At 65.7% G+C, this 21021-nt stretch carries 20 protein-coding genes and 1 pseudogene; 12 read left to right on the forward strand and 9 right to left on the reverse strand.

What is annotated here, in order from left to right:
- Window positions 1-88 precede the first annotated feature (88 nt).
- Both QFZ54_RS05450 and QFZ54_RS05455 read right to left on the reverse strand, forming a co-directional pair.
- A complete protein-coding gene (locus QFZ54_RS05450; protein WP_214654878.1) occupies window positions 89-457 on the reverse strand; it encodes a MerR family transcriptional regulator in 369 nt (122 codons plus the stop codon).
- A 17-nt stretch (window positions 458-474) separates the two neighbouring features.
- Complete coding sequence (locus tag QFZ54_RS05455) at window positions 475-2160, reverse strand: long-chain-fatty-acid--CoA ligase (RefSeq protein WP_307085170.1); 1686 nt, start codon at window positions 2158-2160, stop codon at window positions 475-477.
- A 131-nt stretch (window positions 2161-2291) separates the two neighbouring features.
- Here QFZ54_RS05455 and QFZ54_RS05460 point away from each other — a divergent pair, with 131 nt between their 5' ends.
- The 4 genes and pseudogenes from QFZ54_RS05460 (at window position 2292) to QFZ54_RS05475 (ending at window position 7818) form a co-directional block, all read left to right on the forward strand.
- Window positions 2292-3428, forward strand: a complete 1137-nt coding sequence (locus tag QFZ54_RS05460) for a thiolase family protein (RefSeq protein ID WP_307085172.1) — start codon at window positions 2292-2294, stop codon at window positions 3426-3428.
- A pseudogene (locus QFZ54_RS05465) lies at window positions 3428-5756 on the forward strand (3-hydroxyacyl-CoA dehydrogenase NAD-binding domain-containing protein). The gene QFZ54_RS05460 and the pseudogene QFZ54_RS05465 overlap by 1 nt, the downstream one beginning before the upstream one ends.
- A gap of 270 nt (window positions 5757-6026) precedes the next feature.
- Complete coding sequence (locus tag QFZ54_RS05470) at window positions 6027-6437, forward strand: DUF2147 domain-containing protein (protein ID WP_307085174.1); 411 nt, start codon at window positions 6027-6029, stop codon at window positions 6435-6437.
- Window positions 6438-6486: 49 nt separating this feature from the next.
- On the forward strand, window positions 6487-7818 hold the full coding sequence (locus QFZ54_RS05475; RefSeq protein WP_307085176.1) for an OmpP1/FadL family transporter: 1332 nt from the start codon (window positions 6487-6489) through the stop codon (window positions 7816-7818).
- A 61-nt stretch (window positions 7819-7879) separates the two neighbouring features.
- On the opposite strand, the gene QFZ54_RS05480 is transcribed toward QFZ54_RS05475, so the two are convergent.
- On the reverse strand, window positions 7880-8425 hold the full coding sequence (locus tag QFZ54_RS05480; protein ID WP_307085178.1) for a gamma carbonic anhydrase family protein: 546 nt from the start codon (window positions 8423-8425) through the stop codon (window positions 7880-7882).
- Entirely contained in the window at window positions 8400-10541 is a 2142-nt protein-coding gene (locus QFZ54_RS05485; protein WP_307085180.1) for a malate synthase G, read from the reverse strand. The genes QFZ54_RS05480 and QFZ54_RS05485 overlap by 26 nt, the downstream gene beginning before the upstream one ends.
- Window positions 10542-10634: 93 nt before the next feature.
- Here QFZ54_RS05485 and QFZ54_RS05490 point away from each other — a divergent pair, with 93 nt between their 5' ends.
- Window positions 10635-11510 carry a LysR family transcriptional regulator gene (locus QFZ54_RS05490; protein WP_307085183.1) on the forward strand — a complete coding sequence of 292 codons (876 nt, stop codon included), beginning with the start codon at window positions 10635-10637 and terminating at the stop codon, window positions 11508-11510.
- On the opposite strand, the gene QFZ54_RS05495 is transcribed toward QFZ54_RS05490, so the two are convergent.
- Window positions 11465-11953, reverse strand: a complete 489-nt coding sequence (locus QFZ54_RS05495) for a MarR family winged helix-turn-helix transcriptional regulator (protein ID WP_307085185.1) — start codon at window positions 11951-11953, stop codon at window positions 11465-11467. The two genes, QFZ54_RS05490 and QFZ54_RS05495, sit on opposite strands and share 46 nt — an antisense overlap.
- A gap of 78 nt (window positions 11954-12031) precedes the next feature.
- On the opposite strand from QFZ54_RS05495, the gene hppD reads away from it, so the two are divergent.
- The 5 genes from hppD (at window position 12032) to trhO (ending at window position 16665) form a co-directional block, all read left to right on the forward strand.
- Window positions 12032-13120, forward strand: coding sequence for a 4-hydroxyphenylpyruvate dioxygenase (gene hppD, locus QFZ54_RS05500; protein WP_373458452.1), 1089 nt, complete (start codon window positions 12032-12034; stop codon window positions 13118-13120).
- A gap of 196 nt (window positions 13121-13316) precedes the next feature.
- Window positions 13317-14642, forward strand: coding sequence for a homogentisate 1,2-dioxygenase (hmgA, locus tag QFZ54_RS05505; protein WP_307085187.1), 1326 nt, complete (start codon window positions 13317-13319; stop codon window positions 14640-14642).
- A complete protein-coding gene (gene maiA / locus QFZ54_RS05510) occupies window positions 14639-15283 on the forward strand; it encodes a maleylacetoacetate isomerase (RefSeq protein ID WP_307085189.1) in 645 nt (214 codons plus the stop codon). The genes hmgA and maiA overlap by 4 nt, the downstream gene beginning before the upstream one ends.
- Window positions 15280-15645 (forward strand): Rieske (2Fe-2S) protein, encoded by a 366-nt coding sequence (locus QFZ54_RS05515; protein WP_307085191.1) that lies wholly within the window; start codon window positions 15280-15282, stop codon window positions 15643-15645. Before maiA ends, QFZ54_RS05515 begins: the two co-directional genes overlap by 4 nt.
- Window positions 15646-15699: 54 nt before the next feature.
- The gene (gene trhO, locus QFZ54_RS05520; RefSeq protein ID WP_307085193.1) at window positions 15700-16665 is read left to right on the forward strand and encodes an oxygen-dependent tRNA uridine(34) hydroxylase TrhO; all 966 of its coding nucleotides are present in this window, start codon (window positions 15700-15702) and stop codon (window positions 16663-16665) included.
- 130 nt (window positions 16666-16795) lie between these two features.
- On the opposite strand, the gene QFZ54_RS05525 is transcribed toward trhO, so the two are convergent.
- From QFZ54_RS05525 to QFZ54_RS05540, 4 genes are read right to left on the reverse strand one after another with little or no spacing between them, the layout of a single operon-like run.
- Window positions 16796-17308, reverse strand: coding sequence for an ankyrin repeat domain-containing protein (locus QFZ54_RS05525; protein WP_307085195.1), 513 nt, complete (start codon window positions 17306-17308; stop codon window positions 16796-16798).
- The gene (locus tag QFZ54_RS05530; RefSeq protein WP_307085196.1) at window positions 17301-18470 is read right to left on the reverse strand and encodes a glutathionylspermidine synthase family protein; all 1170 of its coding nucleotides are present in this window, start codon (window positions 18468-18470) and stop codon (window positions 17301-17303) included. The genes QFZ54_RS05525 and QFZ54_RS05530 overlap by 8 nt, the downstream gene beginning before the upstream one ends.
- Window positions 18470-19216 carry a PspA/IM30 family protein gene (locus tag QFZ54_RS05535; protein WP_307085198.1) on the reverse strand — a complete coding sequence of 249 codons (747 nt, stop codon included), beginning with the start codon at window positions 19214-19216 and terminating at the stop codon, window positions 18470-18472. The genes QFZ54_RS05530 and QFZ54_RS05535 overlap by 1 nt, the downstream gene beginning before the upstream one ends.
- Window positions 19217-19240: 24 nt before the next feature.
- Window positions 19241-19675: a YjfI family protein gene (locus QFZ54_RS05540; RefSeq protein WP_307085200.1), complete on the reverse strand. Its 435-nt coding sequence runs from the start codon at window positions 19673-19675 to the stop codon at window positions 19241-19243.
- A gap of 257 nt (window positions 19676-19932) precedes the next feature.
- Here QFZ54_RS05540 and QFZ54_RS05545 point away from each other — a divergent pair, with 257 nt between their 5' ends.
- Window positions 19933-20574: a DUF2491 family protein gene (locus tag QFZ54_RS05545; RefSeq protein WP_307085202.1), complete on the forward strand. Its 642-nt coding sequence runs from the start codon at window positions 19933-19935 to the stop codon at window positions 20572-20574.
- Between the two features lie 32 nt (window positions 20575-20606).
- On the forward strand, window positions 20607-21020 hold the full coding sequence (locus tag QFZ54_RS05550) for a DUF350 domain-containing protein (protein ID WP_307085205.1): 414 nt from the start codon (window positions 20607-20609) through the stop codon (window positions 21018-21020).
- The last annotated feature ends 1 nt before the right edge of the window (window position 21021 follow it).

Consider the following 21021-nt stretch of genomic DNA (forward strand, 5'->3'; position numbering starts at 1 on the left):
TCGGCCTCCGCGCTGCGCAACGGTTCGGGCTCAAGCAGGCCTACCCACCCCCACCCCCTCCCTTTCAGGGAGGGGGGCAAGAAGAGGGTCAGTCGCCCGCGGGGATCCGAGCCAGCGCTTCCTGCTCGATCTTCTCCAGCTCATCGCGCGTCTGGACGATCGCCTCGCGTTGCGCATCCAGCAGGTCGATCCGCTGGCGACAGCGTTCCGCCAGCGCGCGCATCTGCTCCACATGCTGGGGATCGGCGTCGTAGAGGTCGAGGAACTCCTCAATGTCGCGCAAGGTAAAACCCAGACGTTTACCACGCAAAATCAGCTGCATCCGCGCGACTTCGCGCCGCGTGTAGACCCGTGTCGTGCCGATCCGGCAGGGCTCGATCAGCCCCTTGTCCTCATAGAACCGTAGCGTCCGTGCGCTCACGCCGAGCATGCGCGAGACCTCCTGTATACCGGTCAGATCGTCCTGTCGGTCGTTCACGCGTCCACTCCCCTCGCCTCCGACGCTGCGGCCTTTGCGGCCTCTTCTGCGACAAGTTCCTTTTTGGATAGCTTGCCGATCAGCGTCTTGGGGAGACTGTCGCGGATTTCGACCTCGCGGGGAAGCTCGATCTTGCTGATCTTGTCGCGGAGAAAATCGCGCAGTTCGAGCGGGGTAGCCACCGCACCTTCCGCCAGCACGACGAACGCCTTGGGGGCCTGACCGCGGTATTTGTCGGGCACGCCGATGACGACCGCTTCGAATACGGCCGGGTGTTCGTACAGCGCTTCCTCGATCACGCGCGGATAGACGTTGTAACCGCCGGCGAGGATCAGGTCCTTGATCCGGTCGACGATGAACAGATAGCCGTCCGCGTCGAGGTGCCCCACATCGCCGGTGCGCAGCGCGCCATCCGCGAACAGCTCGGCGGTGGCGGCGGGCTTGTGCCAATAGCCTTGCGTGATCTGGGGACCGCGCGCGCAGATCTCGCCATTCTCGCCGATCGGGAGCAGCCGGGTCGGGTCCTCGCGGTCGCGGATCTCGATCGTCGTCCCGGGGAACGGCAAGCCCGCCGAGCCCGGCTTGTTGAGCCCGCCGATCGGGTTGCAAGTGATGATCGGCGAGGCCTCGGACAGGCCATAGCCTTCGACGAGCTTCGCGCCGGTCGCCGTCTCGAACGCCACACGGACCTCGGCGGGGAGCGGTGCACCGCCCGAGATGCACGCGTGGATCGAGGACAGGTCGATCTTCTGCGTCTCGGCGGCCGTGGTGATCGCCGCGTAGATCGTTGGTACCGCGGGGAAGTAGCTCGGCTTGGTGCGGTCGATCGTTTTGAGCAATTGCTGCAATTCGAAGCGCGGCAGCAGGATCATCTCGGCGCCGGTGCGGATCGAATAGGTCAGCACGGTGGTCAGCGCGAAGACGTGGAACAGCGGCAGCGCGCCGAGCACGCGGTCCTGATGCGGCTGTTCGCCGCCGACGAACGTCACCATCGCATCGGCGTTCGCGACGAGATTGGCGTGGCTGAGCATCGCAGCCTTGGGCTCGCCGGTGGTCCCGCCGGTATATTGCAGCACCGCAACCTCGTCCGGGGATACGGCAACAGCAGCAGGCGCGCCCTTCGCCTTCAGCAGCGAGTCGAACGTGCAATGGCGTGCGTCGCTCGGGGCGTGTCCGATCTCGGCGCGCTTGAAGATGCGGTAGGCGATCGACTTCACCGTCGGCAGTGCGCCCGCGATCGGACAGGTGATGACGTGCTTGACGCCCATCTGGCCTGCGACCTTCAGGACGCGCGCGTGGATTTCGGCGATGTCGCAGGTGGCGATGATCGTCGCGCCCGAATCCTCGAGCAGATGCGCCAGCTCGCGTTCGACATAGAGCGGGTTGACGTTGACGACGATGCCGCCGGCCTTGAGGATCGCGAAGAACAGGATCGGGTAATAGGGCGTGTTCGGCAGGCAGAGCGCCACGCGCGTGCCCTTTACTACACCAAGGTCCTGGAGCCCCTTCGCCGCCCGATCGACCGACTCGCCGAGCCCGGCATAGGTCAGCGTCCGCCCCATGAAGTCGAGCACGTTGCGCGACCCGAACCGGCGGACCGACGTATCGAGCATGTCGCCCAGCAGGCGTGGCTCGCCCTGCAACGGTACGCCGATCGCCTTGCCCCCGGAAGTGTCCTGCATCTCGCTCTCCATTACTTGGTGTGCGTAAGCCATATTGTCGGCCGCTTCACCTTGACGTAAAGGTGAGGTATCGCACCTTAAGGGTAACCCGCAAGCGTTAACCGGGTCGACCGCAATATGAGAGGATCATCGTGACCAACGTCGTCATAGCCGGGTACGCCCGTTCGCCGTTCCACCTCGCCGGCAAGGGCGATCTCGCCCGCGTCCGTCCGGACGATCTCGCCGCACAGACGATTCGCGGATTGCTCGACAAGACCGGCGTCGATCCCGCCGAGATCGAGGACATCATCCTCGGCTGCGCGTTTCCCGAGGGCGAGCAGGGCCTCAACGTCGCCAAGCTGATCGCGCAGATCGCCGACCTGCCGATCTCGGTCGGTGGGATGACGGTCAACCGGTTCTGCGGCTCGTCGATGAGCGCGATCCACATCGCCTATGGCCAGATCGCGGTCGGCGCGGGCGAGGCGTTCATCTGCGCGGGCCTCGAATCGATGAGCCGCGTGCCGATGGGCGGCTACAACCCCCTCCCCAACCCCGCGCTCGCGAAGAAGAGCGCCGGGGCGTACATGGGCATGGGCGAGACCGCGGAGAACGTCGCGCGCGACTACCAGATCACGCGCGCCGAACAGGACGCGTTCGCGGTGAAGAGCCAGGACAAGGCCGCCGCGGCGCGTGCCGATGGCCGCTTGTCCGACGAGATCGTGACGATCCAGACCAAGGCTGGCCCGGTCAGCCAGGACGGCACGATCCGTGCCGGCACGACGACCGAAGCGCTCGCCGGCCTGAAGCCTGCGTTCAGCGCGGACGGTTCGGTGACCGCGGGTACGTCCTCGCCGCTGACCGATGGTGCGTCCGCGGTGCTGGTCACCTCGGAGGAGTTCGCCAAGAAGCATGGGCTGACGATCCTCGCGCGGATCAAGTCGATCGGCGTGTCGGGTTGCGCGCCCGAGACGATGGGGCTCGGCCCGATCGGCGCGTCGAAGAAGGCGCTGGAGCGCGCCGGGATCACCGTCGCCGACCTCGACGTGGTCGAGATCAACGAGGCGTTCGCGAGCCAGGCGATCGCCTGCATCCGCGATCTCGGGCTGAAGGACGAAACGATCAACCTCGATGGCGGTGCGATCGCGATCGGCCATCCGCTCGGCGCGACTGGCGCGCGGATCGTCGGCAAGGCGGCTGCGCTGCTGTCGCGCGAGGGTGGGCGTTATGCGCTGGCAACGCAGTGCATTGGCGGCGGTCAAGGCATCGCGACGGTGCTGGAGCGCGCATGATGGTCGATCAGGTCAAGAAGGTCTGCGTCATCGGCGCGGGCGTCATGGGTGCGGGCATTGCGGCACAGGTCGCCAATGCCGGTATCCCCGTGCTGTTGCTCGACATCGTACCGCGTGACCTGCCCGAGGGCGGCGACCGCGATGCGGTGGCCAAGGGCGCGGTCGCCAAGATGCTCAAGACCGACCCCGGCCCCCTTCATGTCGAAGCGTGCGGCCAAGCTGGTCGAGACGGGCAACATCGACGATCATCTCGATCGCGTCGCCGAGTGCGACTGGATCGTCGAGGCGATCGTCGAACGGCTCGATATCAAGCAGGCGCTGTACGCCAAGCTGGAAGAGCTGAAGCGTCCCGGCACTGCGGTGTCGTCGAACACCTCGACGATCCCGCTCGGCAACCTCGTCGGGGGGCGTTCGGACCAGTTCAAGGCCGACTTCCTCATCACGCACTTCTTCAACCCGCCGCGCTACATGCGGCTGGTCGAGATCGTCCGCGGCGAGCACACCGACATCGCGGTCGCCGAGAAGGTCGAGGATTTCGTCGATCGCTTCATGGGCAAGCGGATCGTCCGCGCGAAGGATACGCCAGGCTTCATCGCCAACCGCATCGGCACCTACTGGCTGGCGATCGCGATCAACGCGGCGATGGACCAGGGGCTGACCGTCGAGGAGGCCGACCAGATCGGCGGTCGTCCGATGGGCGTGCCGAAGACTGGGATCTTTGGGCTCGTCGATCTGGTTGGTGTTGACCTGATGCCGTTGCTGTCGAAGAGCCTCTCCTCCACGCTGCCCGCGGGCGATCCGTATTTCGATACGCTCCGTCCGTTGCCGCTGGTCGACAAGATGATCGCGGAGGGGTTCACCGGCCGCAAGGGCAAGGGTGGTTTCTACCGGTTCGACAAGGCGACCCGGACCAAGCTGTCGCTCGACCTCGTGACCGGTGAGTATCGCGCCGAGGCCAAGCCGGCGGAGTTGCCTGGGAAGACCGGCAAGGACCTCGCCGCGCTGATCGCGGAGCCGGGCAAGATCGGCACCTATGCGTGGACGATTCTCGGCAGCGTGCTGTCCTACGCGGCGATGCTCGTCGGCGAAGCGGCGGACGATGTCGTCGCGATCGATGACGCGATGAAGCTCGGCTATAACTGGAAATACGGGCCGTTCGAGCTGATCGACCGGATGGGGCCGGGCGTGCTCGCTGCGCGCCTCGCCGACGAAGTTCGCGATGTTCCTGCGATCCTGAAGACTGCGGGCGATCGTCCGTTCTACCGTGTCGAGAACGGCCAGCGTCAGTATCTCACCGCGACGGGTGAATATGCGGACGTGCCGCGCGCGGACGGTGTCGAACTGCTGGAGGACATCAAGCTCCGCTCGCAGCCGATCCTGACGAACCTGTCGGCGTCGCTCTGGGATGTCGGCGACGGTATCGCGGCGCTGGAATTCCACACCAAGATGAACGCGCTCGACGACCAGGTCGTCGCATTGATCAACGAAGCGATCCCGGTGGTTCGCGAGCGCTTCAAGGCGCTGGTGGTGTATAACGAAGCGTCGAACTTCTCGGCGGGCGCGAACCTCGGTGCCGCGATGTTCGCGGTCGGGGCTGGCCTTTGGGACATGGTCGAGGCCAGCGTCGCGGGCGGGCAGCAGGCGTACAAGGCGCTCAAATACGCGCCCTTCCCGGTCGTCAGCGCACCGGCCGGGCTTGCGCTCGGCGGTGGATGCGAGATCCTGCTCCACTCCGACGCGGTGCAGGCGCATGCCGAGACCTATGCGGGGCTCGTCGAATGCGGCGTCGGTCTCGTCCCCGGCTGGGGTGGCAATGGCGAGATGCTCGACCGCTGGACCAAGTCGGGCATGGTGCCGAAGGGCCCGATGCCGGTGCTGACCAAGGTGTTCCAAGCGGTCTCCACCGCACAGGTCGCCAAGTCGGCGGCGGAGGGGAAGGAGATGATGATCCTGCGCAAGGACGACGGCATCACCATGAACCGCGACCGCCTGCTGGCGGACGCGAAGGCCAAGGCGCTGTCGCTGGTCGATGGCTATGCGGCACCGGAGAAGCCGACCTTCCGTCTGGCTGGCGAGAGCGGCCGGACCGGGCTGAACATGGCGGTGGCGGACTTCCACAAGAAGGGCATGGCGACCGACTACGACCTCATCGTCGCGGATCGTCTCGCCGAGGTGCTGACAGGTGGCGAGGCCGATCTGATCGACACCGTGACCGAGGACCAGTTGCTCGACCTCGAGCGCGCGGCGTTCATGGCGAGCGTCAAGGATCCCCGGACCCAGGCGCGGGTCGTTCACATGCTGCAGACAGGCAAGCCGCTCCGGAACTGACCTGTTCCCCCGCGAACGCGGGGGCCCAGGATCAAGCAGCGCCGCGTTGGTTACCCTGGGTCCCCCGCCCGCGCGGGGGCCCACCACGCTCGTGAACACTTTTTCACCCGCGGAATCAGTAAGAAGACTTGACTTGTCTTCGTACAATTCTAGTCGAGACAAACAGCTGCCGTATACGGCAACAGGGTCGCGGTAACGTCGACGATCTGACGAGAAATTCAGTGACCGTACGCATACGGCGCACCCAACGACACTAGGAGAGGATAGAAGATGTCCCTGTTGATCGCCACCGCCTTGCTCGCTGGCGCCGCCGCGACGCCCGAGACCGTCATCGGTCGCTGGAAGACCGAAACGCGCAACGCCATCGTCGAGATCGCCCGTTGCGGCCCGTCGATCTGCGGCAAGATCCTCACCTCCGACGCACTGCGTGCCAATCCTTCGATGAAGGACGCCAACAACTCCAACACCGCGCTGCGCAACCGCCCGATCCAGGGCATGCAGATGCTCAGCGGGTTCAAGGCCGACAAGGACGGCGTCTGGAGCAGCGGACAGGTCTACAATGCCGAGGACGGCAAGACCTATAGCGGCAAGATCACGCCCGTCGGCGCGAACCAGCTGAAGCTGCGCGGCTGCGTCTTCTTCCCGCTCTGCAAGACCCAGACCTGGACGCGCGTGCGCTGAGGCGCCGCCGCCTGGTCATACAATCAGTATCTTAGCTTAGGACTTTCCCATGTCGTTTCGTACCAAGGCCCCGTTGCTGGCCGTCACTGCGCTCGTCTCCGCGTTTGGCTTCGAGAGCGCCGCTTCCGCCAACGCCTTCTATCTGCAGTCGCAGTCCGCGCGCGGCACCGGCCGCGCCTTTTCGGGTGAGGCCGCCGACACCGGCGCTGCGTCGCTGTGGTGGAACCCCGCGGCGATCGCCGGCATCCGCGACGGCAGCGCCGCGATCGCGGCGACCGTGATCCGGCCGAAGGGCGATGTGGTCGACAACGGCACCGTGATCGGCCGCCCGACCTTCTCGGCTACGGGACAGCCCAACGGAAACAGCTACGCCCCGATCGGCGGCAACCGCGTTTCCAGCGATCCGATCAACAACGGCGTCGTTCCCTCGGGTTCGATCGCCTATCCGCTTACCGACCGCATCGCGATCGGCGTCGCGGTGACGTCGCCGTTCAGCTTCACCACCAACTACGAAGCGAATAGCTGGGCGCGCTACACTGCGGACAAGACGCGGCTGCGCACGATCGACATCCAGCCCTCGATCGGCATCGCGGTCACCGACTGGCTGCGGGTCGGTGGCGCGCTCAACATCGAATACACCGATGCGATCCTCAACAACGCGCTGCCCAACCTGTCGGCAGCGCAGCCGGACGGCTTCCAGGAGCTGAAGGGCGATGGCTGGGATCTCGGCTGGACCGCTGGCGTCCAGTTGCACAATGATTTCGCGACCGTCGGCGTCAGCTACAAGTCGAGCATCCGTCATAAGCTGAAGGGCAGCCTGAACATCACCGGGTTGGTCGGCCCGCTGGCCAGTTCGAACGTTTCGATCGACGGCGCCACGGCAAGCTTCAACACGCCCGGCCAAGTGATCGTTGCCGGCCGCTTCCGCGGCACGGACAAGTTGACGCTCAACGCACAGGTCGTCGCGTATAACTGGAGCAAGTTCGACACGATCGATCTCGGCGCGCCGCTGAACACCGCGATTCCCGAAAGCTATCGCGACAGCTGGAGCCTGGCGGGCGGATTCGACTATGACGTCACGCCGAAGGCGACGCTGCGCGCCGGCATCCAGCGGGCGAAGACTCCGACCCAAAACGGCCTGCGCGACGCGCGCGTGCCCGATGCGAACCGCTGGACCTATGCAGCCGGCGGCAGCTACCAGCTGACCCCGCGCATGGCGTTCGACCTGGGTGCGAACTATATCGACTTCAGTGACACGACGATCGATCGCGTCACCGCTGCCTATGCCGGCACCGCGGTGCAAACGCCCATCCTGACCAGGGGCCTGCTCCAGAACGCGCATGCAATCGAAGTCTCGCTCGGCGGTCGCCTGACCTTCTAAACGCGCGCGCGCGGATCTTGGTTTTGGCCAGCACGCACCCCGGTTACGGCCGGGGTGGGTGTTATTGCCCGGGCCCGGATTGTTCGTCGACCAGCGTCAGCCCCTCGGCATAGACGCGCTGTTTGGCTGCGTAGGCCACGGCCGACATCCTCAGCCCGGCAATCGCTTCCGGCGATAATTCCCGCACAGCCTTGGCTGGCGAACCGACGATCAGGCTGCCGGCCGGAAACACCTTCCCCTCGGTCACCAACGCATTCGCGCCGATCAGGCAATCGTCACCGATCACCGCATGGTTGAGGACCGTCGCGCCCATCCCGACCAGCACGTTGCTGCCGATCGTGCAGCCATGAAGGATCGCATGATGGCCCACCGTGCAGCCCTCGCCGATCGTCAACGGCGCGCCGGGATCCGAGTGCAGCATCGCGCCCTCCTGGATGTTGGTCCGCGCGCCGACCAAGATCGGTGTGTTGTCCGCACGGATGACCGCCCCGAACCAGACGCTGGCCCCCTCCCCCAGTCGTGCGTCGCCGATCACGTCGGCGGACGGCGCCACCCAGACGTCGTCGGCGAGCGTCGGTCGTTTACCCTCGATCGCGTAGAGCGGCATTGGCATCCCTTTCCTTGGCTCGCGCTCGATACGCGTGAAGCAGCGGCTCGGTATAGCCGCTCGGCTGCGTCAGGCCATCGAACACGAGGGCACGGGCGGCTTGGAAGGCGAGGCTGTCATTCTCACGCCCCGCCATCGGCCGATACAGCGGATCCCCCGCATTCTGCGCATCGACCTTCGCCGCCATCCGCCGCAGCGCCGCATCCGCCTCGTCGGGCGTGGCGATGCCGTGGAGCAGCCAATTCGCCATGTGCTGCGAACTGATCCGCAGCGTCGCGCGGTCTTCCATCAGGCCGATGTCGTGGATGTCGGGCACCTTCGAACAGCCGACGCCCTGATCGACCCAGCGCACGACATAGCCGAGGATACCCTGCGCGTTGTTCTCCAACTCCTCGCGAACCTCGTCCGGCTGCCAGTTGTGGCCAGTCGCGACGGGGATCGTCAGCAGCGCATCGAGCGGCGCGATCGGCTCGGCCTTGCGCTCCGCCTGTCGCGCGAACACGTCGACGCGGTGATAATGCGTCGCGTGCAGCGTTGCGGCGGTCGGCGACGGCACCCACGCCGTGTTCGCGCCGGTCATCGGATGCGCGATCTTCTGCTCGAGCATGTCCGCCATCCGGTCGGGCGCAGCCCACATGCCCTTGCCGATCTGCGCCTTGCCGCTGAGCCCGCAGGCGAGCCCGATCTGGACGTTGCGATCCTCATACGCCTTGATCCACGACGAGGCCTTCATGTCGCCCTTGCGGATCATCGGACCGGCGCGCATCGAGGTGTGCATCTCGTCGCCAGTGCGGTCGAGGAAGCCGGTGTTGATGAACACCACCCGGTCCTTCACCGCGGCGATGCAGGCGGCGAGATTGGCGGAGGTACGGCGTTCCTCGTCCATCACGCCGACCTTGATCGTGTGGCGCGCCAGACCGAGCAGGTCTTCGATCGCGTCGAACAGCCGATTGGTGAAGGCCGCTTCGTCGGGCCCGTGCATCTTCGGCTTGACGATATAGATCGAGCCCGCGCGACTGTTGCGGATAGGGCCGGTGCCGTTCAGGTCGTGCAGCGCGATCAGGGACGTGACGATGCCGTCGAGGATACCCTCGGGCGCCTCTTTGCCGTCGGCGAGCAGGATTGCGGGAGTCGTCATAAGGTGACCGACATTGCGGACGAACATGAGGCTGCGGCCGGGGAGCGTGAACGCGCTGCCATCGGGGGCGGTATACTGCCTGTCGGGTTCGAGCGACCGCGTGACCGTGCGGCCGCCCTTGTCGAAGCTGGCGATCAGGTCGCCCTTCATCAGCCCGAGCCAGTTGGCGTAGGCGGCGACCTTGTCCTCGGCATCGACCGCGGCGATCGAATCCTCGAGATCCGCGATCGTGCTGAGTGCGGATTCGAGGACGACGTCGGCGAGGTTCGCGGGGTCGTCGCGGCCGATCGGGTGCTGAGAGTCGATCACCAGTTCGATGTGCAGGCCATTGTGGCGCAACAGAATGCTGTCGCCCGCATACCCGACAAGCTGGCTTGGATGGACAAGGTCGGGCGTGCCACCTGTCCAGTCGGTCCACGATCCGTTCGCCAACGGCACCGCATCGTCGAGGAACGCCTTCGCCCAGGCAATCACCTGCGCACCTCGGGAGGCGTCATACCCCTTGCCCGACGCCGCGCCCGGAATCGCATCGGTGCCGTAGAGCGCGTCGTACAGGCTCCCCCACCGCGCGTTCGCGGCGTTCAGCAGGAAGCGCGCGTTTAGGATCGGCACCACCAACTGCGCGCCGGCGAGCGAGGCGACCTCCGGGTCGACATTGGTCGGGCCGACTGCGAACGGCGCTGGCTCGTCGATCAGATAGCCGATCTCGCGGAGGAACGCCTGATACTCGGGCTGGTCGATCGGCTTGCCGGCGCGGGCTTCGTGCCAGACATCGATCTTCGCCTGGAGGTCCTCGCGGACTGCGAGCAGCGCGGCGTTCTCCGGCGCGAACCTGGCGTAGATGTCAGACACGCCCTGCCAGAACACCGCGGCTTCAAGACCCGTGCCCGGCAGCGCCTGCGTCTCGATGAAGTCCACCAGCGATGCGGCGATCTTCAGACCCGCCCGATTCTGATAGGTGTCGATCATCTCTGCCATGCTGCTCTCCTATGCTCTGGCAGCACGATAGACGGCCGCCACCTTCGCCACTAGACACTATAAACCGAAAGCTGTTGATCGCCTGGAGAACGAATGGACCCCGACATCGTCCTCTTCGCCGAGGTCGTCCGCACCGCCAGCCTGAGTGCGGCGGGGCGATCGCTCGGCATCTCGCCCGCGATGGTGTCGAAACGGATCGCGCGACTGGAGGCGCGGCTGGGCGTGCGGTTGCTCAACCGGACGACGCGGCGGCTCGACCTCACCGCCCGCGGCGCGGCGTATCACCGAGACATGGTGGAGATCCTCGCCGCTATCCGCGATGCCGAGGCGCGCGTTTCGGACCGCGCCGAGACGCCGGCGGGGCCATTGCGTGTCAGCGCGCCGACCTCGTTCGGTCGTCTCCACATCGCGCCGCGTCTGAAGCCGTTCCTCGATGCGCACCCTGCGATCGAACTCGACCTCGATCTGTCGGACGGCTTCTCGGACGTGATCGGCGACCGGCTCGACCTCGCGATCCGAATCGCGCCTGCCGTGCCGCCGAGCCTGACCGGCTATCGTCTCGCCGACAGCCGCCGCGTTCTCTGTGCTGCCCCGAGCTACATTGCGCCAAACGACACGGCCGATCTCACGAAACACCGGCTGCTCGCCGCGAAAGGCCAGATGCCGTGGCGGCTGACTGGACCAGACGGCGACGTCACGATCGACCGCCCGAGCTACGTCGCGACCAATTCCAGTGAGGTCGTTCGCGAACTGACGCTGGCGGGTGTCGGCATCGCACTGCGCTCGCTTTGGGACGTCAGCGCGGATCTCGCGAGCGGCCGCCTCGTCCGCGTCTTACCGGAGTTGGCGGGGTCTGCGGACGTTGGGATCTACGCGGTACATGCACGCGGGGCGGTGTCATCGGGGACCACCGCGTTGCTCGATTACCTGCGCGGCCTCTGGTCGCCGACACCGCCGTGGGACTCCTGAACGAGGTCGATCGTCACCGCATCGATCCGCCGCAGCATCGCCACGAACTGCTCGACTTCCTTGGCCGAGAACCCGGCGAAGATGCGGCGTTCGAGGTCGAGCGCTTTCGGCGCTACCGACGCGTAGAGCGTGTGGCCGTCTTCGGTCAGCTTCAGCAAATGCGAACGGCGATCCTCCGGGTTCGCGTGCCGCTGCATCAACCCGCGCTCGACCAGAGCGATAGCCGCGCGGCTGACCGTGACCTTGTCCATGCGGGTCTGCTGGCCGATCTGCTGCTGCGTGATCCCGCCAGCCTCTGCCACCACGGTCACCAGCCGCCACTCGGGTATCGTCAGGCCGAACAGCGCCTCGTAGGTGTCGGCGACCGCTTCGCTGACGAGGTTCGAGGTGATCGACAGGCGATACGGGATGAAATCGTCCAGGACGAGTGCGCGGTCAGACATGGCGAGATCGTAACGATTGACACCAGTTGATCAAGGCGCCAGATTGGTAACAACGGATACCAATCTAAGGATCGAGTCATGGACCATATGCCCCAGTCTGATCATATGGACGTAAACCCGATGGGTCTCGACGGGTTCGAGTTCGCCGAGTTCACCTCGCCCGATCCCGACCGGATGGCCGCGCAGTTCGAGCAGTTCGGCTTCGTCGCCGCCTCGACCCACCCGACCAAGGCCGTCACGCGCTACAAGCAGGGCCGCATCAACCTGCTGCTCAACCGCGAGGAAAGCGGCCATGCGGCGGAATTCCGTGCGGCGCATGGTCCGTCGGCCAGTGGGATGGCGTTCCGCGTCCACGACGCGAAGGCAGCGTTCGACGCGGCCCTGTCGCGTGGCGCCAAGGCGGCGGATGCCAGCACGGGCGCGCTCGGCGAAGGCAGCTATGTGCTTGAAGGGATCGGCGGATCGCTGCTGTATCTCGTCGACAAGCATGGCGCGGCGGGCAGCCTGTACGACGACTGGAACCAGGTTCCGGGCGCGGCCGAAGCCGAGGCCGAGAACAATGTCGGTCTCGACCTGCTCGACCACCTCACGCACAATGTGAAGCGCGGCCAGATGCGGACCTGGGCGGAGTTCTACGGCCAGATCTTCGGCTTCGAAGAGCAGAAGTATTTCGACATCAAGGGCAAGGCGACGGGCCTGTTCAGCCAGGCGATGATCGCCCCCGACCGCGCGATCCGCATCCCGCTGAACGAGAGCCAGGACGACAAGAGCCAGATTGAGGAATTCATCAAGGATTACAACGGCGAAGGCATCCAGCATCTGGCGCTGACCACCGACGATATCTTCGAGACGGTCGAGAAGCTGCGCGCGCGCGGCGTCAAGTTGCAGGACACGATCGAGACCTATTACGAGCTGGTCGACAAGCGCGTGCCGAACCACGGCCACGACCTCGAACGCCTTCGCCGCAACCGTATCCTGATCGACGGCAATGTCGGCGAGGAAGGGTTGCTGCTGCAGATCTTCACCGAGAACATGTTCGGGCCGATCTTCTTCGAGATCATCCAGCGCAAAGGGAATGAGGGCTTCGGCAACGGCAATTTCCAGGCGCTGTACGAGAGCATCGAGCTCGACCAGATCCGCCGCGGCGTGATCACGGTCGACGCGTAAGTTCTAAACCCTCTCCCTCGGGGAGAGGGAAAGGCGCGCAGCGCCGAGGGTGAGGGCACGCACAACATCAGCACGTGCCCTCACCCTTCCGCCGCGCAAGAGCACGTCTCCTCTATCTCCCCGGGGAGAGGAACAGAAAGAGTTTGAACGGCCGGCGGTTCGGGCGTTGATCGGAACAGGTGACGGAGAGGAAGCCATGACAATTCACCAGCCGACCAATGCCGCAGGCGAGACCGCCGGCCAGACTGAGTATTTGCCCGGCTTCGGAAATCACGTTTCCACAGAGGCCATCCCCGGCGCCCTGCCGATCGGCCGCAATTCGCCGCAGCGACCGGCGTTCGGCCTTTATACCGAGCAGCTCTCCGGCACCGCCTTCACTGCGCCCCGCCACGAGAACCGCCGCAGCTGGCTCTACCGGATGCGCCCGACCGCCGAGCATCCGCCGTTCGAGCGCTACGCCGGCGCCAAGCGGTTCGCGCCCGGCACCACCGACGCGCCGCTCGCGCCCAACCGCCTGCGCTGGGACCCCGTCGAGTCCCCCGCCTCGAAAACCGACCTGATCGACGGTATGACGACGATGCTCGTCAACCGCGATCCCGCCGATCTCGAAGGCGTCGCGCTCCACGTCTACGCCGCCAATACCGACATGACCGACCGAGTGTTCATGGATGCGGACGGCGAATTGCTGTTCGTCCCGCAGAAAGGACGGGTGCGATTGCTGACCGAACTCGGCCGCATCGACATCGCCCCCGGCCAGATCGCGCTCGTCCCGCGCGGTGTCCGGTTTCGCGCCGAAATGCCCGATGGCGAAGCACGCGGCTATGTCGCGGAGAACCACGGTGCGCTGTTCCGCCTGCCCGATCTCGGCCCGATCGGGGCCAATGGTCTCGCCAACCCCCGCGATTTCGAAACGCCGGTCGCGTGGTTCGAAGACCGCGACGAGCCGGTCGAGGTCGTCCAGAAGTTCATGGGATCGCTGTGGACTACCACGCTCGATCACTCGCCGCTCGACGTCGTCGCGTGGCACGGCAACCTCGCGCCTTGGCGGTATGACCTGTCGCAGTTCAACACGATCAACACGGTCAGTTTCGATCATCCCGACCCGTCGATCTTCACGCTGCTGACCTCGCCAAGCGACGTGCCGGGCCGCGCGAACGCCGATTTCGTGATCTTCCCGCCGCGCTGGATGGTCGCAGAGGGTACGTTCCGCCCGCCATGGTTCCACCGCAACGTCATGTCCGAAGCGATGGGCCTGATCACCGGTGCTTACGACGCGAAGGCCGAGGGGTTCGCGCCCGGCGGGATCTCGCTGCACAACCTGATGTCGGGCCACGGGCCGGACCTGGCGAGCTGGCAGGGCGCTAGCGCGGCGGACCTGAAGCCCCACAAGATCGACGGCACGATGGCATTCATGCTGGAGAGCTGCTGGCCGTACGCGCCGACCGCCTACGCGCTCGAACATTCGCAGCTCGATTACGACGCGGTCTGGTCGGATTTCCCGAAGGCGGTCCTCCCGAAGTGAGCCTCACGCTACACGGCTATTGGCGCTCGACCACGGCCTACCGGGTCCGGATCGCACTGGCCCTGAAGGGCGTCGCTTACGAGCGGGTTGCGCACGATCTCCGCACCGGCGCGCAACGCGAGCCCGAGTATCGGACGCTCAATCCGCAGGGGCTCGTTCCGACACTGGAAACCGACGATGCAGTCCTGACGCAGAGCCCTGCGATCCTGGAATGGATCGACGAGGTGTATCCCGACCCACCGTTGCTTCCTGTCGGTGCGAACGACCGGGCGATCGTCCGCGCGATCGCCGCGACGATCGCATGCGACATTCATCCGGTGAACAACCTCCGCATCCTGAACGCCTTGCGGACGGAGTTCGGGGCGGACGAGGCAGCGGTAAACCGCTGGATCGTACGCTGGATCGGCGACGGATTCGCGGCGCTGGAGACGCTGATCGCGCGGCACGGCGACGGCTTCGCGTTCGGTCCGACGCCGACGATCGCCGACTGTCATCTGGTGCCGCAGGTCTATTCGGCCGAGCGGTTCGCGGTCGATCTCTCGCCCTATCCGCATCTTATGAGCGCCGCCGACAAGGCGCGCGCCCTCCCCGCCTTTGCCGCCGCGCATCCCGACCGGCAGCCGGACGCCGACCGCGCATGAGCGACGGCGAACGGCTGACCGCCACGCCTAGCGGGATCAAGCTCGCGCCGCTCGATGCGATCGCCGAGGGCAAGGCGCGAAACTTCGTGCTCCAGATGCGGGCAGGCCGTTTCCACGGCTTCGTCGTGCGCAAGGATGACGCCGTGTTCGGCTATGTCGATCGCTGCCCGCACATGGGCCTGCCGCTCGCCCAGGTGCTCGACGAGTATCTCACGCCGCGTCGCGACCTGATCGCATGCAGTTGGCACTCCGCTTTGTTCGAGATCGACAGCGGCGCCTGCGTTGGTGGACCTTGTGGGGGAACGCGGCTGACGCCTTGGCCGGTCGCGGTAGTCGACGGGATGATCGTCACCGCAGGCTGACGGCGGAGTCGAGTTGCGCTAAAGGACTGCGCCTCACCCCTGCATGATAGACCGATGACCGAAACCCTCCCCATCCGCGTCGTGGCGCTGTACCGCTTCACGCCGTTTGCCGACATCGCCGCGATCCAGCCGCCGCTTGCGCTCGTGTGCTGTTCGAACGGGGTGAAGGGTACGCTGCTGCTCGCCGCCGAGGGGATCAACGGGACGATCGCCGGGTCCAAAGAAGGAATCGACGCGGTGCTCGTGCATATCCGCGCACTGCCGGGGTGCGCCGATCTCGATGTGAAGGAGTCTCGCGCCGCGGAGATGCCGTTCCACCGGATGAAGGTGCGGCTGAAGCGCGAGATCGTGACGATGGGCGAGCCTTCGATCGATCCGCTGGAGGGCGTCGGGCATTATGTCGAGCCGGCGGACTGGAACGCGTTGATCGCCGAGCCGGGGACGATCGTGATCGATACACGGAACGATTACGAAGTCGCAGTCGGCACGTTCGCCGGCGCGGTCGATCCACAGACGCGGACGTTCCGGGACTTTCCCGCGTGGTTTCGCGAGCACCGCGACGAGCTGGTCGGGGACGGCCCGCCGCCGAAGATCGCGATGTTCTGCACCGGGGGCATCCGCTGCGAGAAGTCGACCGCGTTCCTGAAGGCCGAGGGGCTCGACGAGGTGTATCACCTCAAGGGCGGCATCCTGAAGTATCTGGAGACCGTGCCCGAGGCGGAGAGCCTTTGGGAAGGGGAGTGTTTCGTATTCGATCAGCGGGTTGCGGTTGGACATGGGCTTGCGTTGGGAAGTCATGTGCTGTGCCATGCCTGCCGGATGCCGGTGAGCGTCGCAGATCGGTCGTCGCCGCTGTATGTCGAGGGGGTGAGTTGCCCGGCGTGTCATGACGCGCGGGACGAGACGCAGCGGGCGGGCTATGCCGAGCGTGAGCGGCAGATGCGGCTGGCTGAGACTCGGGGCGAGGCACACGTCGGGGCGGTGTTACCGAAGACGCATGGGGCGGACGACACCCCCTAGACGACCACTGACGTCCACCCCGGCGAAGGCCGGGGCCCAATTGGGGGACGGCAATAACAATGCGCCGTCCTTCGTTACTGCGACCTCCCAATTGGGCCCCGGCCTTCGCCGGGGTGGAAGCTCTCGGTTGCTAGGCTGAAAACCGCGCCGCCAATGCCGCATTACCTTGCGATACCGCCAGCGAGTGCACGCTATTCCCCGCCGCATCGACGATCGCTGGGTCCGCGCCGTGCTCCAGCAACAGGTCGATGATCGCCGTCCGGTCCACCAGCGCCGCCAACATCAACGCGGTCTGTCCCACGCCATTGCGCCGGTTCACGTCCGCGCCAGCATCGATCAGGATCTGCGCGATCTCGGCATAGCCCTTGAAGCAGACGCCCATCAACGCGGTGTTGCCGCGCGCGTCCGCGGTGCCGTCGACCTGCGCGCCTGCCGCGAGCAAGGCCGCGGTGGCTTCGGCCTGGCCGTTGTAGCTCGCGATCACCAACGGCGTGTAGCCCTTCGCGTCGGTCACCTCGATATCGACGCCCGCCTGCAACAGCGCCGGTATCATCTCGTCGCGCCCCGTCCGCGCCGCGTCGAACATCAGCTCGACCAGCCGTTCCATCGGCGGCAACGGGGGCAGCTCACGCGCGTCAGTCATCATTCGCCTCGATGATATGCGGCACGAACCGCGCGAGATTGCGCGTCACGACCGTTTCATCTTCCCGAACGCCGATCCCCGCGGGTTCGTTGCCGACCATCCACGCGCCGATCACCGGATGCCGCCCGTCGAACACGGGTGGAGGCGCATAGGCCTGGCGGATCGCACCCTCGGCACCATAGCCCTGATCGAGCACCGTGTGGCCGCTTTCGCCGATCACCTCGACGTTGGCGCCCTCGCGCGAGAACAGCGGTTTTCTCACATATTTCGGGCCGAGGATCTTCGCGGCGGAATCGTCGTCGAAGAACGCCGGCAGCAGGTTCGGATGCTCGGGATGCCGCTCCCACAACAACGGCAGGATGCCCTTGTTCGACAGGATCGACTTCCACGCCGGCTCGATCCAGCGCACGTCGGCGCGTGACAGGTTCGGCGCATAGGGCTCGCGGAGCATGAACTCCCACGGATACAGCTTGAACGCGGCCTGCACCTCGAACCCGTCGGTGTCGATGAAGCGCCCGTCGGCGGCGAGGCCGATATCCTTCATCTCGACGAACTTCGGTTCGATCCCGACCTGCGATGCAAGGTCCTCGAAGAACCGCACCGTCTGGCGGTCTTCGATCGCGCTCGCATCCGCCGCGAAATGGACGAAACCGCCGCTCGGGAACAGTGCGCGAAACCGCTCGCGCAATTTGTCGAACAGGCTGTTGAACTGATCCGTCCCCGCCGGCAACGCACCGCTGGCTAGCAGATCCTCGAGCCACATCCACTGGAACGTCGCGCACTCGAACACCGACGTCGGCGTGTCGGCATTATACTCGTAGAGCTTGGCCGGTCCGGTGCCGTCATAGGCGAAATCGAACCGCCCGTAGAGCGAAGGCTGGCGCGTCCGCCACGTCTCCGCGACGTAGTTCCACTGCTCGCGCGGGATCGCGAGACGTTCCATCAGCTGCTGGTCGCGGACCACCTCGTCGACCAGATCGAGGCACATCGCGTGCAGCTGTTCCGCCGCCGGTTCGAGGTCGTCCTCGATCTCCGCCAGCGTGAAGGCATACGCCGCGCCCTCATCCCAATAGGGTTCGCCATCCGTGTCGTGATAGACGAACCCGATCGCGTCGGCCCGATCGCGCCAGTCGCCGCGCGGGTCTACCGCGATCCGGCGCATCAGGAGTCCGACGTCTTGTCGTCGCGCTGCTCGATCTGCAGCGTCTGGCCGACTTGCGGCGTCTTTGGTGCGGTCAGGCGCGCAAGCACGTCGTCCGCCGAGGACTGGCCCGGCCCGATGCCCGCCAGCCGCAGCTTCTCGTCGAGATCGGCGCCGGTGCGACGATCTTCCAACTCGCCGGCCGCCTTGATCCGCTCGCCGCGGATTGCTTGCCGCTCGCGAATACGCGCGAGGCTGTCGGCTGCCGAGCCGAGCTTGTTGCCCGCGCCCATGCTGCCCGACGCGACCGAGGCCTGCGCCTTCTGCACCGACTCGTTGACCTTCACGACATCCACTTCGCGACGAAGCTGTTCGATCTTGCGGTCGGTCTGCGCGACGGCAGTGTGGATCTGCTCCTCTGCGGCGCGCATGTCCTCGACCTGCGGGGTCTTCAGCGCAATGTCCTGTTCGAGATCGGCGATCCGCTGCGCTACCTGGCGCGCGAGATCCATGTTGCCCTTCTCGACCGCGATACGTGCCGAAGCCTCGTACTTCGCGGCCTGGGCGCGGAAGCTCTCGACCTCGGTTTCAAGGATGCGGCGACGCGCGACGAGCCCCGCGAGATCGTCGCGCGCCTTGCCCTGCGCCTTGTCGGCGTCGCGAATTTCCTGGTCGAGGATGCGTAGCGCGTTCGCGTCGACGACCGCCGAACCCGCTTCGTGCGCGCCGGCACGACCGAGGGTGAAAAGCTTGCTCCAGATGGCCATGCCAGTCTCTCCGTTTGTATCAGTTCAGGCGGCAGGAACCTGCGCGTGGCGCAAATCCGTAGCCGCATCGATCGCATTCTCGGCGAGCGTGCGCAGTTCGATGATCACGGTATCGAGCCGGCTCGACGTCGCGAGTTCGCCGAACAGCTCGTAATAATCGCGGCCATCGACGGTCCCGATCCCGAAGTTCGACAGCGGCACCAGCTTCTGCGATTTCAGCAGGAAGGTGTTGAACGCCAATTGGTCCTCCTGCTCGTCGCACGGCCACAGCAGGGTCGAGCAGGCGATCTGCACCTCGCTCACGTTTACGAACAGCTCGAGGTCGCCGTGATGGTGCATCGTCACCAGCAATACCGGGTCCGCGCCTTCCAGGATCCGCGCGGTGAATTCGCCGGCTTTCGCAGGCTCGGACGTGTCGAGCGCGGCCTTCAGGCTGCGGACGGTCCAGATGTCGGTCAATGCAAGAACTCCCGTGCTTGTCGCTCGTGGAGACACATAGGCGTTTCGCGAGCGCCTGCCACCCTCCCCACGTCCTCTTCCTTCCGTCATCCTGACGAAAGTCAGGACCCAGAGCCACAAGCCCCGTCCTCCGTTACCCTGGGTCCTGACTTTCGTCAGGATGATGGAGTTGAAGGGATGTCGACACTCGATCGTGCTTTGCGAGCTCCCCGGCTTTGCCCTATGAGGCACGCCAACAACACACACGCGAGGATTGCATGTTCGATCGCCTGTTCGGCCGCAAGCCAGCGCTTGACGGCAACGCCCTGCCCGTCGTCCGCAATGTCACCCTAGGCCGCACGGTCACGGTCGATCCGCTGGCATGGCGGCGGTTCGGATCGGAACTGCTGTTCCCGTTCGACCGCGACACGCTGGTGATCGTCGCACAGGGGCTCGTCGACCTCAACGAAGGCGGCTTCGTCCACCGGTTCTATACCGACGACGACATCATGTTCCAGGCGGTGTCGAACGATCGCGACGGGCAGGACGTCACGGATGTCACGCTGTTCGCACCGTGGGACAGTGCCTACCCGTCGTCCGCTGCCGAGCGTCCTGCTTGGAAGAGCCGCCTGAAGGCGCGCACCTTCACCGCCGAAGGGCTGCCGGAATATAGCCGTTCGTGGTTCGGTCCCGAAGCGAGCGAGCAGGACCCGGTGACGTTCTGGGAGGAATTGCACGACGACCGCGACGGCATCGTCGACCGCCGCATCTTCCAGACCTGCATGCTGTTCAGCCGCGACCTGCCGGGCGACGATGGCCGCGAACTGCTGCTCGCGATCGACATGGAGAACGAGGCGGGCGAGGTCTCGTTCGAGATCATGCTGGGCGTGGCACTGGAACTCGGCGAGTTCAGGGCCTAGCATCCGCCACGAACGGCTCCGGGGGAAATGCCATGATCGACCAATACAGCTTCGGCGCCAGCGTGCTCGCCTTCCTGATCGCGTTCGTCGCGGCGGGGGCGTTCACGATCGTGTTCAAGATCATATTTCAGGCGACGACGCCGTATCACGAGAAATCGCTGATCCGCGAAGGCAATACCGCCGCCGCGATCACGCTGGGCGCGGCGCTGCTCGGGTACGTCCTTCCGTTGGCGTCGGCACTAACGCATACCGTCACGCTGCTCGAATTCGCGATCTGGGCGTTGGTCGCGGGCGTGATCCAGATCGTCGCCGCGCTCGTCGTGCGGCGGCTGGTGATGCGCGACATCCACGACCGGATCGTCCGTGGCGACATCGCCGCGGCGACCTATATGGGGAGCATCTCGCTGTGCGTCGGCATCCTCAACGCCGCGTGCATGACGAACTGAG

Source organism: Sphingomonas faeni, assembly GCF_030817315.1.
In the GTDB taxonomy this organism is placed as follows: Bacteria; Pseudomonadota; Alphaproteobacteria; order Sphingomonadales; family Sphingomonadaceae; genus Sphingomonas; species Sphingomonas faeni_C.

Coding starts and splice junctions, on each gene's coding strand:
- QFZ54_RS05455 (WP_307085170.1), bottom strand. CDS start 2,160: ATGCAGGACACTTCCGGGGGCAAGGCGATCGGCGTACCGTTGCAGGGC.
- QFZ54_RS05470 (WP_307085174.1), top strand. CDS start 6,027: ATGTCCCTGTTGATCGCCACCGCCTTGCTCGCTGGCGCCGCCGCGACG.
- QFZ54_RS05475 (WP_307085176.1), top strand. CDS start 6,487: ATGTCGTTTCGTACCAAGGCCCCGTTGCTGGCCGTCACTGCGCTCGTC.
- QFZ54_RS05480 (WP_307085178.1), bottom strand. CDS start 8,425: ATGCCGCTCTACGCGATCGAGGGTAAACGACCGACGCTCGCCGACGAC.
- QFZ54_RS05485 (WP_307085180.1), bottom strand. CDS start 10,541: ATGGCAGAGATGATCGACACCTATCAGAATCGGGCGGGTCTGAAGATC.
- QFZ54_RS05490 (WP_307085183.1), top strand. CDS start 10,635: ATGGACCCCGACATCGTCCTCTTCGCCGAGGTCGTCCGCACCGCCAGC.
- QFZ54_RS05495 (WP_307085185.1), bottom strand. CDS start 11,953: ATGTCTGACCGCGCACTCGTCCTGGACGATTTCATCCCGTATCGCCTG.
- hppD (WP_373458452.1), top strand. CDS start 12,032: ATGGACCATATGCCCCAGTCTGATCATATGGACGTAAACCCGATGGGT.
- hmgA (WP_307085187.1), top strand. CDS start 13,317: ATGACAATTCACCAGCCGACCAATGCCGCAGGCGAGACCGCCGGCCAG.
- QFZ54_RS05515 (WP_307085191.1), top strand. CDS start 15,280: ATGAGCGACGGCGAACGGCTGACCGCCACGCCTAGCGGGATCAAGCTC.
- trhO (WP_307085193.1), top strand. CDS start 15,700: ATGACCGAAACCCTCCCCATCCGCGTCGTGGCGCTGTACCGCTTCACG.
- QFZ54_RS05525 (WP_307085195.1), bottom strand. CDS start 17,308: ATGACTGACGCGCGTGAGCTGCCCCCGTTGCCGCCGATGGAACGGCTG.
- QFZ54_RS05530 (WP_307085196.1), bottom strand. CDS start 18,470: ATGCGCCGGATCGCGGTAGACCCGCGCGGCGACTGGCGCGATCGGGCC.
- QFZ54_RS05535 (WP_307085198.1), bottom strand. CDS start 19,216: ATGGCCATCTGGAGCAAGCTTTTCACCCTCGGTCGTGCCGGCGCGCAC.
- QFZ54_RS05545 (WP_307085202.1), top strand. CDS start 19,933: ATGTTCGATCGCCTGTTCGGCCGCAAGCCAGCGCTTGACGGCAACGCC.
- QFZ54_RS05550 (WP_307085205.1), top strand. CDS start 20,607: ATGATCGACCAATACAGCTTCGGCGCCAGCGTGCTCGCCTTCCTGATC.